Source organism: Pseudomonas sp. FP2335, from assembly GCF_030687535.1.
Taxonomy (GTDB): domain Bacteria; phylum Pseudomonadota; class Gammaproteobacteria; order Pseudomonadales; family Pseudomonadaceae; genus Aquipseudomonas.
Genome location: NZ_CP117437.1, coordinates 3,069,711 through 3,084,902 on the forward strand (window position 1 = coordinate 3,069,711; position 15,192 = coordinate 3,084,902).

At 60.5% G+C, this 15,192-nt stretch carries 21 protein-coding genes; 18 read left to right on the forward strand and 3 right to left on the reverse strand.

What is annotated here, in order from left to right; translation table 11 throughout:
* Positions 1-4 precede the first annotated feature (4 nt).
* The 6 genes from PSH81_RS13515 to PSH81_RS13540 all read left to right on the forward strand — a co-directional run bounded on the left by PSH81_RS13515 (position 5) and on the right by PSH81_RS13540 (position 3,653).
* Positions 5-583: a fimbrial protein gene (locus tag PSH81_RS13515; protein WP_226456843.1), complete on the forward strand. Its 579-nt coding sequence runs from the start codon at positions 5-7 to the stop codon at positions 581-583.
* Positions 576-1,088 carry a fimbrial protein gene (locus PSH81_RS13520; protein WP_226456845.1) on the forward strand — a complete coding sequence of 171 codons (513 nt, stop codon included), beginning with the start codon at positions 576-578 and terminating at the stop codon, positions 1,086-1,088. Before PSH81_RS13515 ends, PSH81_RS13520 begins: the two co-directional genes overlap by 8 nt.
* A 13-nt stretch (positions 1,089-1,101) precedes the next feature.
* Positions 1,102-1,581: a fimbrial protein gene (locus PSH81_RS13525; RefSeq protein ID WP_305390722.1), complete on the forward strand. Its 480-nt coding sequence runs from the start codon at positions 1,102-1,104 to the stop codon at positions 1,579-1,581.
* A gap of 9 nt (positions 1,582-1,590) precedes the next feature.
* The gene (locus PSH81_RS13530) at positions 1,591-2,139 is read left to right on the forward strand and encodes a fimbrial protein (protein ID WP_226456847.1); all 549 of its coding nucleotides are present in this window, start codon (positions 1,591-1,593) and stop codon (positions 2,137-2,139) included.
* Positions 2,140-2,238: 99 nt separating this feature from the next.
* A complete protein-coding gene (locus PSH81_RS13535; RefSeq protein ID WP_305390724.1) occupies positions 2,239-3,207 on the forward strand; it encodes a fimbrial protein in 969 nt (322 codons plus the stop codon).
* Positions 3,208-3,371: 164 nt separating this feature from the next.
* Complete coding sequence (locus PSH81_RS13540; protein ID WP_226456849.1) at positions 3,372-3,653, forward strand: hypothetical protein; 282 nt, start codon at positions 3,372-3,374, stop codon at positions 3,651-3,653.
* A 1-nt stretch (position 3,654) separates the two neighbouring features.
* Here the strand turns inward: PSH81_RS13540 and PSH81_RS13545 are convergent, their stop codons facing one another.
* Entirely contained in the window at positions 3,655-3,885 is a 231-nt protein-coding gene (locus PSH81_RS13545; protein ID WP_192300013.1) for a hypothetical protein, read from the reverse strand.
* A gap of 21 nt (positions 3,886-3,906) precedes the next feature.
* Entirely contained in the window at positions 3,907-4,257 is a 351-nt protein-coding gene (locus PSH81_RS13550; RefSeq protein ID WP_192300012.1) for a hypothetical protein, read from the reverse strand.
* Between the two features lie 213 nt (positions 4,258-4,470).
* Here PSH81_RS13550 and PSH81_RS13555 point away from each other — a divergent pair, with 213 nt between their 5' ends.
* The 11 genes from PSH81_RS13555 (at position 4,471) to PSH81_RS13605 (ending at position 14,194) form a co-directional block, all read left to right on the forward strand.
* Positions 4,471-4,773, forward strand: a complete 303-nt coding sequence (locus PSH81_RS13555) for a DUF1883 domain-containing protein (protein ID WP_003173824.1) — start codon at positions 4,471-4,473, stop codon at positions 4,771-4,773.
* Positions 4,774-4,799: 26 nt separating this feature from the next.
* A complete protein-coding gene (locus tag PSH81_RS13560; protein ID WP_017734220.1) occupies positions 4,800-4,964 on the forward strand; it encodes a hypothetical protein in 165 nt (54 codons plus the stop codon).
* 4 nt (positions 4,965-4,968) lie between these two features.
* A complete protein-coding gene (gene alkB, locus PSH81_RS13565) occupies positions 4,969-5,634 on the forward strand; it encodes a DNA oxidative demethylase AlkB (RefSeq protein WP_226456850.1) in 666 nt (221 codons plus the stop codon).
* Positions 5,635-5,710: 76 nt separating this feature from the next.
* Positions 5,711-6,757 carry a bifunctional DNA-binding transcriptional regulator/O6-methylguanine-DNA methyltransferase Ada gene (gene ada, locus PSH81_RS13570; RefSeq protein ID WP_305390728.1) on the forward strand — a complete coding sequence of 349 codons (1,047 nt, stop codon included), beginning with the start codon at positions 5,711-5,713 and terminating at the stop codon, positions 6,755-6,757.
* A 105-nt stretch (positions 6,758-6,862) separates the two neighbouring features.
* On the forward strand, positions 6,863-7,927 hold the full coding sequence (locus PSH81_RS13575) for a nitronate monooxygenase family protein (protein WP_305390729.1): 1,065 nt from the start codon (positions 6,863-6,865) through the stop codon (positions 7,925-7,927).
* 113 nt (positions 7,928-8,040) lie between these two features.
* Positions 8,041-8,793 (forward strand): molybdate ABC transporter substrate-binding protein, encoded by a 753-nt coding sequence (gene modA, locus PSH81_RS13580; protein WP_305390730.1) that lies wholly within the window; start codon positions 8,041-8,043, stop codon positions 8,791-8,793.
* Positions 8,794-9,474 carry a molybdate ABC transporter permease subunit gene (gene modB, locus PSH81_RS13585; protein ID WP_192300007.1) on the forward strand — a complete coding sequence of 227 codons (681 nt, stop codon included), beginning with the start codon at positions 8,794-8,796 and terminating at the stop codon, positions 9,472-9,474. It begins immediately after the preceding gene.
* 5 nt (positions 9,475-9,479) lie between these two features.
* Entirely contained in the window at positions 9,480-10,559 is a 1,080-nt protein-coding gene (gene modC / locus PSH81_RS13590; RefSeq protein WP_226456855.1) for a molybdenum ABC transporter ATP-binding protein, read from the forward strand.
* Between the two features lie 76 nt (positions 10,560-10,635).
* Positions 10,636-11,673, forward strand: a complete 1,038-nt coding sequence (locus PSH81_RS13595) for a DNA topoisomerase IB (RefSeq protein ID WP_305390733.1) — start codon at positions 10,636-10,638, stop codon at positions 11,671-11,673.
* A 124-nt stretch (positions 11,674-11,797) separates the two neighbouring features.
* Entirely contained in the window at positions 11,798-13,420 is a 1,623-nt protein-coding gene (locus tag PSH81_RS13600) for an ABC-F family ATP-binding cassette domain-containing protein (protein WP_305390735.1), read from the forward strand.
* Positions 13,421-13,489: 69 nt separating this feature from the next.
* On the forward strand, positions 13,490-14,194 hold the full coding sequence (locus PSH81_RS13605) for a YoaK family protein (protein ID WP_192300003.1): 705 nt from the start codon (positions 13,490-13,492) through the stop codon (positions 14,192-14,194).
* 144 nt (positions 14,195-14,338) lie between these two features.
* Here PSH81_RS13605 and PSH81_RS13610 read toward each other — a convergent pair whose 3' ends face one another.
* A complete protein-coding gene (locus PSH81_RS13610) occupies positions 14,339-14,692 on the reverse strand; it encodes a hypothetical protein (protein ID WP_192300002.1) in 354 nt (117 codons plus the stop codon).
* A gap of 145 nt (positions 14,693-14,837) precedes the next feature.
* Here PSH81_RS13610 and PSH81_RS13615 point away from each other — a divergent pair, with 145 nt between their 5' ends.
* On the forward strand, positions 14,838-15,053 hold the full coding sequence (locus PSH81_RS13615; protein ID WP_034098026.1) for a hypothetical protein: 216 nt from the start codon (positions 14,838-14,840) through the stop codon (positions 15,051-15,053).
* Positions 15,054-15,192 lie beyond the last annotated feature (139 nt).

Here is a 15,192-nt window from a genome sequence, read left to right on the forward strand (position 1 = left end):
AGTCATGAAGTCGCACAACGTGAAGATCCTGGGTGCACTGCTGCTGGCCTCTATTGGGAGGGCACACGCTCAGGATGATGATGTTGAAGGCATGAGCGGCCTGCTGAACATCAACGGGTCCATGCATGAAACCCCCTGCATTCTGGAAATGACATCGATGCATCAAACGATCGATCTCGGGGCCATCTCGACTAGCCAATTACGACGCCCTGGTGACCAGGCAAGCCCGGTCGCCTTTCAACTGCGCTTTGCCGATTGCCAACGCAAAGCCGGTGGCATCCGCAGTGAACGCACGGGCAACCTGGTGTGGAGTGCCTTTCAACCCGTGGTGTCAGTGGCGTTTTACGCACCCGCCGATGCTGATGACCCCCGCTTGGTCAAGGTACAAGGCATCACGGGAATGGGCTTGCACCTGACCGACGCCTTGGGGCGCGATGTACAGCTGGGCTCCAGGGGCGAACCCTTGTTTTTGCCCCTGGGCAGCAATACCCAGACCTGGAATGTTCAAGCCACTCGCACCTCAGCATCCTTATCCAGCGGGGCGTTTCGGGCAGTAGTGGATTTCCGGCTCAATTATGAGTAAGCCCACAATGATAGTGAAGACAACCGGTCTTTGGGCCGTTCTGATAGGAGGTGGCCTGCAGTGGGCCGCCAGCCCAGGTGTGCAGGCTGAAACCAGCCTGGCTATCCGCGCAGTCATCATCGCGCCTCCGCCCTGTGTGATTAACGGCGGTATTACGTTGGATGTGCCTTTTGGCAACGACTTGCTGACGTCGCGGGTGGATGGGGTCAATTACCGGCGAAATGTGCCTTATACCGTCACCTGTGACTCCCCGTTCAGCAACGCGCTGAAACTGGAGCTCAAGGGCACGGCGGCCGGGTTTGACAATCGCGTGCTGAGCACTCGCAAAGCAGACCTGGGGGTAAAACTGTTCGTCAATGGCGGCGACTGGCCGCTGAATACTGCCGTGAATTTCACGTATCCGAACTTTCCAATGGTGCAAGCGGTGCCTGTCAAGCGTGTGGGCAGCAAACTGACCGGAGGGGCATTTGATGCGACCGCCACCCTGGTGGTCGATTATCAATGAAGAGGAATGATCAATGAGATGCTGGCAGCAGCGAGCGTTGCTCGCCTTGTGTTCCATCGGCCTGTGCAGCAGTGCGTTGGCCAACCTGACGTTCAGCGGAACCTTGAACGAGCCTCCGCCTTGCACCATTGATGCAGGCAACACGATTGAAGTCGACTTTGGCGATGTAGGCGTAAAGCGCGTAGACGGAGTGGAGTACCGCAAGGGAGTCGCGTACACCATCAACTGCAGCGCGGCTACCCTCCCCTGGATGCTGAAGTTGAGTGTCAACGGGACCCCCACGGCATTCGATGGTGCGGCGGTGCAAACCAGCGTGCCGGCGCTGGGTATTCGGATCTTTCAGAATGACGCGCCGTTTCCACTCAACACACCCATGGACATCGTCCTGTCGGCCCCGCCGACATTGGAAGTCGTGCCCGTCAAACAACCCGGCGCAACGCTGGCCCCCGCAAGCTTTGCGGCGGTGGCCACGCTGTTGGCTGAATACCAATAGGAGCCGTCCATGGGACATGCAAGGGAAAACAAAGGATGGACATGTGCCTGGCTGATCCTACTGCTGGCCTTCGCGCTGACACCCAAGGGGAATGCCGCGGACAACCTGCGTTTCAAGGGAAACCTGGTTGAAGAGGCTTGCACGATTCGTCCGGGTGATGAAGCAATCACGCTGGAACTTTGGGATGTGACCAGCAAGCACCTCTACATCAATACGCGCACTCAAGGTAAGGGGTTCAAGGTGCATCTGGAGAACTGTGATACCTCGATTGGAGACACGGTCAGCATCATGCTGGGCGGCACAGAAAACAGGAACCTGCCCGGACTGTTCGCACTGGATGGTAGCAGCGGCGCCACGGGCATCGGGCTCGGCATAGAGACACCGAATAACAAGCCGTTACCCGTGAACACCGTCAGCGACAAACAGGTGTTGAACAATGGCAGTAACGTCATTGAGCTCAAAGCCTACGTGCAGGGCGAACCGGACGCAATCAAGGACCAAACCATCGGGCACGGCAGGTACACAGTGACCTCCACGTTCACGCTGGACTATCCGTAACGACCTCAGATAAACCTCATCTCTCCCCGGTCGGCCTTAAAGAACGGACGGCGTGCTCGCCGAGCGAACCCCGGGTAGAGGGGCAAAAGAGAAGTACACATGAAACGACTATACGGAGCCATTGCGCTCCTCATCTTGACGGGCATTACGACGACGGTGAGCGCCGCAGACTGCCGCGTAAATAGTGGCGCTTGGCAGCATGTAGGCGCAGGCGGAACTTTAAACCTGCAGGTCCCCGTCACCGTCCGGGTGAGCGCTGACAGTGCCCGTCTGCTCCTTGAGGGGGCTAGGCTGGAGTGCCGATTCACGCCCGGCCAGCCATTTCCGACATTTTTAGACCTATGGAGAACCTCGGCACTGGCCGGCGCGCCTTGGACACCCGGCCCCAAATTTGTCAGCCAAGGTACGGGCTTGCGAATAAATGGCACGCACTATAACACCCCAGTCCCCTATGAATTGTACTTGGCATCAATGCTCAATAACGGCATAGGTGTGCCAATCGACGTAACGCCCTATATCTTGATCCGCAACAACCCGACGAACCCTATCGACATTCGAATAGGGGACACCCTTGGGGTATTACGCTTGCGCCAGACGAACAACTACAACACTACGAGTACACTGCTGGTTGTCACATACACCGCAGCCAACAACTTTACCGTTTCCCCATCAACCTGCACGATCAACAACAATAATCCGATCGAAATCAACTTTGGCACCGTCAACCAGAGGGAAATCGGCACCGACCCATTGACCACGCCGATCCGCAGCAATCGCAGACTGACCTACTCATGCCCGGCCGGCGGGATTACCTCCCCCATCACCATTACCTATAAAGGTACGCCCTCTTCGTTTGATTCGCGGCTGCTGAGGATGACCAATACGGACGTCGGCACAGCGTTGATCCGGGCGGGATCAGCGGTGCAAGTCAACGGTAGATTCCTGACGCAGATCACCAACAGTGTCGGAGGGGACGATGTGACGTTCACGCTGGTTCGCCGAGCGGGTTCACTGCCTGCCGCTGGGGCCATTTCCGGTAGCGGCGTACTCGTGATGGGCGTGCCATGAGCCGCACAAAACGTTGAGCCACGATCATTCTGGTGCTTGCCGAGGGCGTGCAGTCGCAGCGTGTATTCTGTGACTGCGTGCCAGGTGGCAGTCCGCTATAATCTCGCCTCAACGCCCCACGACTGTGTCAGCGTCCCCTCCAACACCCTCAATGATGAGCCTCTATGAACAAGTTTCTGGCACTGATTGCAGTCCTGGCGCTCGCCGGGTGCACCACCACTTCTGACGTCTATCTGAAAAACGGCGAGCAAGGCCTGACCGTCGATTGCTCGGGCGAGGCCAACTCGTGGGCCAGTTGCTACGAAAAGGCCGACGCCTCGTGTGCCGGCACCGGCTACCGCATCGTCGGCACCGAGGGCACGCCGGCCTTGAGTGAAGACGACAAAACCCTGGGCAAAGACGTCGGCAACTATAAAAGCCGCAGCGTCGTGGTGGTGTGCAAATAGGCTACAGGTGAATCTCGGCGAACTTGATACCTAGCCCGCGCAGGGTTTCGGTCAGGTCATCGAGGCTGGCAAAGGACTCGACTTCATCGTGTTCGTCCACCAGAAAAAAACTGCGCCCGCCGCTTTTCTTGAAGAAGACGATCCACTCGCCAAGGTCAGCGGGATTCTGGATGACATGGGTGGCCGAGATCTGACCCTCGGCGTGACGGGCGGTGACGTGTTCACGTTTCATATCGGATATTCCGTAACGGCATCAGCCAGAAATGCAATCTTCCCCAGCCTTTTTCACATCACCCGGACGGATCGGCACATTGGACATGCTCTCGTAGAGCTTGATGCTACTGCCGCTGGAGCGTTCTTCAATTTCAAAAATCGCGGAAGGGTCGGCGGAAAACTTCTGCGGTACGATCACCCGTACACCATCCTTGTGCGGCTCGATCTGCGGCGGACGACGGGTGGTCGATAGTTTGCGCACCACACAAGCGGCATATTCCTGCGGCTTCTTGCCGGAAATGACCGCAAGGGTGGGCGGGGTCTGCTTGATATCGGCAACCGAAGCACAGCCACCTATCGCCAGGGCCAAAACCAACACACTCCACTTCATACAAAACCTCCGATAAAGATCCTACGACAGCGGGGATGGTAATTTTCTCCCGCCCACGTAGGATTTATCCCTGATAACTCGAGAAATAACTGTTTTAAATTGTCGATGTCATCGACAACGGCCCGATAATAAAAGCGCTGGGGCTGATAAACTCTATCTTAACCTACGTATCGTTCTGATTTTTCAGAAAAAGTCCTTCTGGAGACGCCCCCCATGAAATTCATCCACCAGCGCGAGCACCTCAATGAGGGAGACATTGTCGTCATCGAATGCTCACAGACTTGTAATATCCGTCTGATGAGCGACGCAAATTTCCGCAGCTTCAAGAATGGCGGCCGCCACACCTACCACGGCGGCGCGTTCGACAAGTTCCCAGCCAAGATCACCGCACCGAGCACCGGTTTCTGGAACATCACGCTGGATGTGGTCACCCGCCGCGCCATCAGCGTGACCCGCAAACCAGCGCTGTCCCACAAGATCCGTATCGTCCGTCGTACCAGCACCAAACTGAGCTGATCCGGGCCCTTCACAGGAAACAAGCAGTGACCACCACCAAATACGTCATCAAGTACAAACTCAACGGCGAGCGCCGTTTCGAGTTCGCCCAACTGCACAGCAACAGCGTGGAAGAAGCCAAGCAAGCCCTGGCCAAGATTCACGATGCCAGTGATGAAATTACCGACATCACTGTGAGCAAGGCGCTGTAAGCCGATGTCCGGCCCCACTGCTGACCTGTTTGCCGATGACGCCCTGCAACAACCCGCAGGGCGTGAACAAATCGGCGATGAGTCCTACGTGCTAAGGGGCTATGCCCTGCCCTGGATCGATCGCCTTCTGCCCGCGCTACGCGGCATTCTGGCGCAATCCCCGTTTCGGCAAATGGTGACCCCTGGCGGCTTTACCATGTCGGCAGCACTGAGCAGTTGTGGTGCGCTAGGCTGGACCAGCGCGCACCACGGCTACCGCTACACCTCGTTGGACCCGCGCAGCCAGCAGCCTTGGCCAGCGATGCCCGATGAGTTGCGTGAACTGGCCGTGCTGGCCGCGGCAGATGCCGGTTTCATCGACTTCAGCCCCGACGCCTGCCTGATCAACCGCTACGTTGCGGGTGCGAAAATGTCCCTGCACCAGGACAAGAATGAGCGGCGCTTCGACGCGCCCGTGGTATCGGTGTCCCTCGGTTTGCCGGCGATTTTCCTGTTTGGTGGCCATGAACGCAGTGACAAGACGCAAAAAATTTCGCTGTTTCATGGTGACGTGGTGGTGTGGGGCGGCGTTGACCGCCTGCGTTTTCACGGCGTGATGCCAATCAAGGAAGGCCTGCACCCGATCATGGGCCCGCAACGCATCAACCTGACGTTTCGCACGGCAGGATAATTCGAGCGCAAGCTTCAGAGTGTCAGGCCGGTGCGCTGCGTTTAATCTGCGCATCCCCATTCAGAGTGCAGAGGCCATGAAAACCGAACAAGACCCGCGCTGGGCCGCCGTCGTCGCCCGCGACCCCAAGGCCGATACGCTGTTCGTCTATGCGGTCAAAACCACCGGTGTGTATTGCCGCCCCAGCAGCGCCTCGCGGTTGCCACGCCCGGAAAATATCCAGTTCTTCGACACTCCGGCGCAAGCCGAGGCCGCAGGCTATCGCGCGAGTAAACGCGCGGCCGGCGATCAGACCCAATTGGCGGAACACCACGCGCACCTGGTGGCCGAGGCATGCCGCCAGATTGAGCAGGCCGACGCCCCGCCCAGCCTCAGCACGCTGGCCGCGCACGCCGGGCTCAGCCCCTACCATTTTCATCGCGTGTTCAAAGCCGTCACCGGCCTGACGCCCAAGGCGTACGCCAACGCCCGGCGCTCACGCAAAGTGCGCGAGGCGCTCAAGGGCCAGCATTCGGTCACAGATGCGCTGTATGACGCTGGCTTCAACTCCAACAGCCGCTTTTATGAATCTGCCGACCAACTGCTCGGCATGACGCCCAGCGACTACAAGGCCGGCGGTACCAACAGCGCAATGTTGTTTGCCGTCGGCCAATGCTCGTTGGGGGCGATTCTGGTCGCACAAAGTCGCCGTGGCGTCTGCGCGATCCTGCTGGGCGATGACCCGGACGCGCTGGTGCGTGATCTACAGGATCAGTTCCCCAAGGCCGAACTGGTGGGCGCTGACCGCGGCTTTGAACAGTTGATCGCGCAAGTCGTGGGTTTTATCGAAACCCCCGCCCTGGGCCTGGACTTGCCGCTGGACCTGCGTGGCACGGCCTTTCAGCAACGGGTATGGCAAGCCTTGCGGGACATTCCGCTGGGTAGCACCGCCAGCTATGCGCAGATCGCCGAGTGTATCGGCGCGCCCAAGTCGTACCGCGCGGTGGCCCAGGCGTGTGGGGCAAACAACCTGGCGGTGGCCATTCCCTGTCACCGCGTTGTGCGCAGCAACGGCGAGCTATCGGGTTACCGCTGGGGGGTGGAACGCAAGCGGCGCTTGCTGGAGCGCGAAGGCCAGCCTTGAGCATCACGAAAATGTACCTGCGTCCAGTGAATAAAACAGACTGGCCGACCGCCAAGGGCCCTGCTAAAACAGCGAAAAATCCTACTAAAGCTGGAGACGCACCCCATGAGCACCTGGCCAGACACCCGCCTTCTTGACCTGCTGGGCATTGAAGTGCCGATCATTCAAGCGCCGATGGCCGGGGCGACGACCGCTGCCATGGTCATCGACGCCAATGCGGCCGGCGCGCTCGGCTCGCTGCCGGCGGCAACCCTGAGCATCGAGCAACTGCGTGAAGCCTTGACCACTATCCGCCAAGGCAGCACGCGCCCGATCAACGTCAACTTCTTCTGCCACCAGCCGCCCGAACCGGATGAAGCCGGCGATCAGCGCTGGAAAGCATTGCTGGAACCCTACTACCGCGAACTGGGCGCTGACTTCGAGGCGCCTACGCCGGTATCCAATCGTGCGCCGTTCAACGACGCCGCCTGCCAAGTGGTTGAAGAGTTCCGCCCCGAAGTCGTCAGTTTCCACTTCGGCCTGCCGGAAAAAGCCTTGCTGGAGCGTGTGAAAGCTACCGGGGCGAAGGTACTGTCATCGGCCACGACTGTCGAAGAAGCAATCTGGCTGGAACAACACGGCTGCGACGCGATCATTGCCATGGGCATTGAAGCTGGCGGGCATCGTGGGATGTTCCTGAGCGACGACCTCAACACTCAAATCGGTTTGTTCGCGCTGCTGCCGCAGATCGTCGACGCCGTGAATGTACCGGTGATTGCCGCCGGAGGTATTGCCGACGCGCGTGGGATTGTGGCGGCGTTCGCCTTGGGCGCTTCGGCCGTGCAGGTAGGAACGGCGTATCTATTTACGCCCCAAGCCAGCGTCAGCGCAGCCCACCGCCATGCACTGCGCCATGCCCAGGCAAGTGAAACCGCGCTGACCAACCTGTTCACCGGCCGGCCGGCACGCGGCATCCTCAACCGGGTCATGCGCGAGTTGGGCCCGATCAATATCCTGGCGCCGGCTTTTCCAAGGTCCGGGGGCGCGCTGATGCCGCTCAAGGCCAAGGATGAAGCGGGTTTCAGCAACCTGTGGTCAGGCCAGGCGTTGCGCCTGGGCAAAGAGCTGTCCACCTATGACCTGACGCGCCAATTGGCCGAACAGACCCTGGCCAAACTCAAGAAGAACTGACACCTGGGGCAACTTGGCACTGTACCGGCAATGGCCAACCGCTATATATTCCCGTAGATAGCGGTAAAGCCTTCTCCCTATAACAAGCCGTACACCCTTTAAGGAGCTGCTCTATGAAGATTCGGGTCTCACGCCTGGCCGCGTTGGTCGCCGCCCTCACCGTTGGTGCGGCCCACGCCGACGAAGTGCAAGTCGCCGTCGCCGCCAACTTCACCGCACCGATCCAGGCAATTGCCGCCGATTTCGAAAAAGACACCGGCCACAAACTGGTCGCGGCCTACGGCGCCACCGGCCAGTTCTACACCCAGATCAAGAACGGCGCGCCATTCGAAGTGTTCCTTGCCGCCGATGACACCACCCCGCAAAAACTGGAAACCGAAGGCGACACCGTCAAAGGCTCGCGCTTCACCTACGCCATCGGCACCCTGGCGCTGTGGTCGGCCAAAGACGGTTATGTAGACGCCAGGGGTGAAGTCTTGAAGAAGAACGAATTCAAGCACCTGTCCATCGCCAACCCGAAAGCTGCGCCATACGGCCTGGCCGCGACCCAAGTGCTGGCCAAAGAAGGCCTGACCGACAAGGTCAAGGACAAGCTCGTCGAAGGCCAGAACATCACCCAGGCCTATCAGTTCGTCTCCACCGGGAATGCCGAAGTGGGCTTCGTGGCCTTGTCGCAGATCTATAAAGACGGCAAAGTCACCAGCGGTTCGGCGTGGATTGTCCCTTCGTCCCTGCATGACCCGATCAAACAGGACGCGGTTATCCTCAACAAGGGCAAGGACAGCGTGGCTGCCAAGGCCTTGGTTGAATACCTGAAAGGGCCGAAGGCCGCGGCCGTTATCAAGTCCTACGGTTACGAGCTCTAAATGCCGCTAACGAGTGCCGATTTTTCCGCCATCTGGTTGACCATCAAGCTGGCGTCACTGACCACAGTGATCCTACTGGTCATCGGCACTCCGATTGCCCTGTGGCTGTCGCGCACCCGTTCCTGGTGGCGCGGCCCCATCGGTGCAATCGTCGCCTTGCCATTGGTGTTGCCACCGACGGTCATCGGTTTCTACCTGCTGTTGACCATGGGCCCCAACGGTTACTTCGGCCAGTTCACCCAATGGCTGGGCCTGGGTACCCTGACTTTCAGTTTCTCCGGGCTGGTGATCGGCTCGGTGATCTATTCCATGCCATTCGTGGTGCAACCGCTGCAAAACGCGTTCTGCGCTATCGGCACACGTCCCTTGGAAGTCGCCGCGACATTGCGCGCCAATCCTTGGGACACCTTCTTCAGCGTAATCCTGCCCCTGGCTCGCCCCGGCTTTATCACCGCTGCGATCCTCGGCTTTGCCCACACCGTGGGTGAGTTCGGCGTGGTACTGATGATCGGTGGCAATATCCCGGACAAGACCCGCGTGGTCTCGGTGCAGATCTACGACCATGTCGAAGCCATGGAATATGCCCAGGCCCATTGGCTGGCGGGCTCCATGGTGGTGTTCGCGTTCCTCGTGTTGCTGGCGCTCTACTCAAGCCGTAAAACCAAGATGGGTTGGAGCTGACCACGATGATTGATGCACGCCTGCAATTGAACTACTCGGGCTTTGCCCTCGACGTGAACCTGCAACTGCCCGGTCGTGGCGTGACGGCGTTGTTCGGGCATTCCGGCTCCGGCAAGACCACCTGCCTGCGTGCCATCGCCGGGCTGGAACGGGCCGAACACGGCTTTGTGAAGATCAACGATGAAGTCTGGCAAGACAGCGCCAAGGGCCTGTTCGTACCGCCGCACAAACGCGCGCTGGGTTATGTGTTTCAAGAGGCGAGTCTGTTCCCGCATTTGTCGGTGCGCGCCAACCTGGAATTCGGCCTCAAGCGCATTGCACGCCAGCAACGTCGCGTAGACATGGGCCACGCCACCGCACTGCTGGGCATCGGCCACTTGCTCGAGCGCCACCCCCAGCACTTGTCCGGCGGCGAGCGCCAACGCGTCGGCATCGCCCGAGCCCTGCTCACCAGCCCCCGGTTGTTGTTGATGGATGAGCCCCTGGCGGCCCTCGACAGCAAGCGCAAAGGCGAAATCCTGCCGTATCTCGAACGCCTGCACGATGAGCTGGACATCCCGGTGCTGTACGTCAGCCATGCCCAGGATGAAGTCGCCCGCCTGGCCGATCACCTTGTCTTGCTCAGTGACGGCAAGGCCCTGGCCAGTGGCCCCATCGGTGAAACCCTGGCACGGCTCGATCTGCCCATGGCCTCGGGCGACGACGCCGGCGTGGTGATCAATGGCACGGTCAGCGCCTATGACACACATTACCAACTGCTGACCCTGCAACTGCCCGCCAGTGCCTTGCACATGCGCGTGGCCCATGCGCCGCTGGCGGTGGGCAAGGCGCTGCGGATCAAGGTGCAGGCGCGTGACGTGAGCCTCAGCCTGCAGGCGGAAGAACACAGCAGCATCCTCAATCGCCTGCCAGTGACGGTCACCCAGGAAATCGGCGCCGACAATAACGCCCACGTGCTGGTACGCCTGGATGCCGCAGGCACACCGCTGCTGGCGCGCATCACGCGTTTTTCCCGTGACCAGTTGCAACTGCATCCCGGCCAGACGCTGTGGGCGCAGATCAAGGCGGTGGCGGTCCTCGCCTGAGCAAGCTTTTGGCACGACTGCACACGGCTGCGGTCAATCAGGCATACCGGCCTGATTGTTGCCAAGGAACCGCACTATGCCTGACACCGACCTCCCCCATGACCTGCATTACGTCGACGACACCCAGCCCGGCATCCGCCGCAAGACGCTGCGGGGCAAGTTCCAGTACTTCGATCCCCGCGGGGTACGCATCCGCGACGCCGATGAGATCCAGCGCCTGAACGCCCTGGCCGTGCCGCCCGCCTATACCGACGTATGGATCTGCGCCGACCCGCGTGGACATCTCCAGGCCACCGGTCGGGATGCCCGCGGGCGCAAGCAGTATCGCTACCACGCACGCTGGCGCGAAGTGCGCGACAGTGACAAGTATTCGCGCCTGCAGGCATTCGGCAAGGCCCTGCCCAAGCTGCGCAAGCAACTGCAAGCGCAAATCGCCGCGCCGGGATTCACCCGCGAAAAGGTCCTGGCCACGGTGGTGATGCTGCTCGACGCCACACTGATTCGCGTCGGCAACACCCAATACGCACGGGACAACAAATCCTACGGACTGACGACCTTGCGCAACCGCCATGTGGGTATCAAGGGCAGCGAGATCCGCTTCCAGTTCCGTGGCAAAAGCGGCGTCGAACATCAGGTCAGCGTCAAGGACCGGCGCCTGGCCACGGTGGTCAAGCGCTGCCTGGAGTTGCCGGGACAGAACCTGTTCCAGTACCTGGACGAAGACGGCGAGCGCCATACCGTCAGCTCCCAGGATGTGAACGCGTACCTGCACAGCCTCACCGGCGCCGACTTCACCGCCAAGGACTACCGCACCTGGGCCGGCACCGCACTGGCACTCGCGGTATTGCGTGAGTTGGAGTGGCAGCCGGAATCCGACGCCAAGCGCCACGTGGTGGCGACGGTCAAGGACGTCGCCAAGCAACTGGGCAACACCCCGGCGGTGTGCCGCAAATGTTATATCCACCCGGCTGTGCTGGAGCATTTCAGCCTGGGTGAACTGTCCAGGCTGCCCAAGCCGCGGGTACGCAAAGGGCTCAAGGCGGAAGAGGTGGCGCTTGCGATGTTTCTGGAGCAGCTAGCCGCAGACTTGCCGAAAAAAGCCCAGCCGGGTTAGGCTTTGCATCCCTTCTGACTCCCAGGGCGACCGCCGACGTGAACAACTAAGCCTTCCAAAATGTATCTGCAACAAGCCGCCCGGCGCGCTTGTTGGCCTGTTCGACATTTTTCTGGAGGTGCTGATGACTGACGTCAAACGCCTGCCCGCATTGGTTTCCCTGCAACACCTGTGCTTTCAGTTCGCCAATGGCGAAACATTGCTGCAAGACCTGACCCTGTCCATCGACCACACGCCGACCGGCATCGTCGGGCGCAACGGACGGGGCAAAAGTATCCTCGCCAAATTGATTGCCGGGCGGCTGCAGCCCTCCACTGGCACACTGAATCGTACGGCCAGCGTGGCCTACGTGCCGCAAAGCCTGGATGTCGCCCAAGGCGACACCATTGCCCATCTGACAGACACAGCACTGACCTTGGCTGCACTTGAACGCATGGCCGAGGGCACTGCGCAGCTGCATGATCTAGAGCTGATCGATGATCGCTGGGACCTGCACGAACGCCTGCGCAGCGCGCTGGATAGCGCAGGGTTGGCGCACCTCGCGCCACAAAGCCCGGCCGCTCAGCTCAGCGGTGGCCAATTGGCACGGGTCGCGCTGATCGGCGCGTTGCTGGCGGCCCCACAACTATTAGTGCTCGATGAGCCCACCAACCACCTCGACAGCAGCGGCCGCGACTGGCTGCTGCAACAGTTGGCGGGTTGGCGCGGCGGCCTGGTGGTGGTCAGCCACGACCGGCAACTGCTCAACAGCCTGGGGCGCATCATCGAACTCTCACCCCTTGGCGCCCAGGTCTATGGCGGCAACTACGATGCCTACCGCCTGCAACGCGACGCCGAACAGCAGGCTGCGGCCGCAGCCCTGGAACATGCCCGCCTGGCCCGCAGCCGCGAAAGACGGCGCCTGCAAACCGAGCATGACAGCCTGCAACGCCATGCCGCGCGCGCGCGCAAACAAGCCGAAACGGCTAACGTGGACCGCTTCACCAAGGCACGCTGGAAAAGTACCGCCAGCGAAATCGTCAGCACTGTGCGCAGCGCGCACTCGGTCCACAAGCACGAACTCGACGCCCAGGTGCGTCAGGCCTACGAGCGGGTGCAAGATGAAACGCCGACCTTGCTGGCGCTGCCCGCCTCGACCGTGCCCAAGCGGCGACAGGTGCTGGACCTGGTGGATGTTCAACTGCCGTGGCTGCCGCACACCCGCCTCAACCTTCATCTTGCGGGCGCCGTTCGCGTCGCCGTGCGCGGGCCGAACGGCTGCGGCAAGTCCACGTTGCTCGCGCTGCTGGCGGGCCAATGGCGGGCGGTCAGTGGGGTCTGCCGCGTACATGTGCCCTGCGCCTATATTGATCAACACCTCGCGTTACTCGACGATCAACGCTCCGTCATCGAGCAGCTCCAACTACTCGGCACGCCGATGGCCGAAGCCGAACTGCGTAGCCGTTTGGCGCTGTTGCAACTGGACGCCTTGCGGGTGACTCAACCGCTTGGGCAGCTCAGTGGCGGCGAACGCATAAAGGCGGCGATGGCGGTTGCCTTATGGCGCGCAACGCCGGCACAGTTGCTGCTGTTGGACGAGCCGACCAACCATTTGGATCTGGAGTCGATACTCGCGTTTGAACGGGCATTACACGGTTTTACCGGCGCAATGTTGGTGGCGTCCCACGATCAAGCGTTCATGCGTGCAATCCGGCCGACGCACTGCTTGACCTGGGAAAACGAGGGCTGGCGCCTGGAGTGTGTCTGAGGTCATTGCGCGGGGTGTCAAAGCGTCCTACCGTAGTGGCCGAATAATTTCACCCAGGAGCCCGGCCCCATGCTGCCTTCGTCCCCCAAGCCATACGTGAATGCTGCACTTGCCCACCGCCAGCGCTGGCGCGGTCGGGTCGGGATGATGCTGGTGGCCAGCCTTTCGGTGTTGGCGGGCATGACCGATGCGATTGGCTTTATGGCCAGTGGTGATTTTGTTTCGTTCATGAGCGGCAACACCACGCGTCTGGCGGTGGCAATCAGTGCGGGAGATCTGGGCTTGACGGGACGCTTGCTGTTGCTCGTCGCTACCTTTGTCATCGGCAACGCGTTGGGCGTGGTGGTCAGCCGCTTCAGCCGTCGGCATGCCCTGCCGCTGCTGCTGTGTATTGCTGCCTTGTTGTGCGTTGGCGCCTGGTTGCCGATGGTCGATGCACTACCCGCCTTGCTGGCGGCAATCCTGGCGATGGGCATGCTCAATGCAGCGGTCGAAGAGGTCAATGGTTTGCCGGTGGGGCTGACGTACGTAACGGGTGCGCTGTCGCGCTTTGGCCGCGGCCTGGGGCGCTGGTTGCTGGGAGAACGCCGCAATGGCTGGCGTGTGCAACTGATTCCGTGGACTGGAATGTTTGTCGGCGCGGTGATCGGGGCGGTGCTGGAGCAGCAGATGGGCCTCAAGGCGCTGCTGGTCAGCGGCGGATTGGCGGCGGCGTTGGGGGTATTGTCGCTGAAGATTCCCCGGCGCTGGCATTTGGGTTATATGCCCCGCTAGAGGAAAAAGATGCTCGTCCGACGCTTCGGCCTCGACGTCCGTGTACTGGTAAAGAGCCATCACGCCGAACGAGCGGGGGGAATGATAAGCCAATGTCCGGCGGCTGTCCCGCCGGGCAATTCCTAAATCCGCTAAGGCAATGGATTACAGGCAAGTCGCGAGTGCTGCCAGGCGACGCTTGGCAGGCATGTTGTCTTCAATGGCGTAATACTTGACGCTGGCACCCGCGCCCGCGCTTTGCACGTCGACAAAGTAGTCGCCACCGGTGGTGTACACGGTAAAACCGCCCGCCCCGTTCGGCTCCTTGAAGCCGCCGGCGTCCACGCCAAATACGCTCTCATCCTGCCAGCCGAACTGGATGCACTGCGCAACCACCAACGTGGCTTTGTCCGAAGCCAGGGTTTTGTAGGGCGTACCGGAGCGCGCCTCTTTCATCTTCGAACCTGCGCAACCGGCCAGCGCTGCCAGTACCAATGCGCCCATTACCACTTTGTGCATGCCATTGCTCCCCAGGAAAAAACGCGACTCTACCATTTGCGCGCGACGGCGGGGCCAAAGCTGGCGCGGTCTGGCACATGGCATTATGATGCCGCGGTTGATCTCACTGAGGAGGTCAACGGGATATTCTCTACAAGGAAGCGTCATGAAAGATTTCGTCATCAGCGTCAACAACACCGTTCTCTACATCGCCTTGGCCTTTGTTTGGCTGATTGGCCTGGTGTCGATGTTCAGTGCGAGCTTTCTATCGGGCCTGGCGGTCCTGGTCGGCGGTACGTTGACGTGGTGCATCATCTCCGGCTTCTGGTTCGTCCAGTCGGCCACGTATGAAGAACTGCGCAAGCTCAACGCCAAAAACTGATATGACAAGGCAGCCCCACACGGGGCTGCCTTGCTGTCGGCGGGATGAATTTAGTTTCACTGTGAAGGGAGAACGCGCCATCTATAGTGGCCGGGCTCATTTTTTTAAAGCCTCCCTTCTGCCCGCCCTCCCGCGGGCT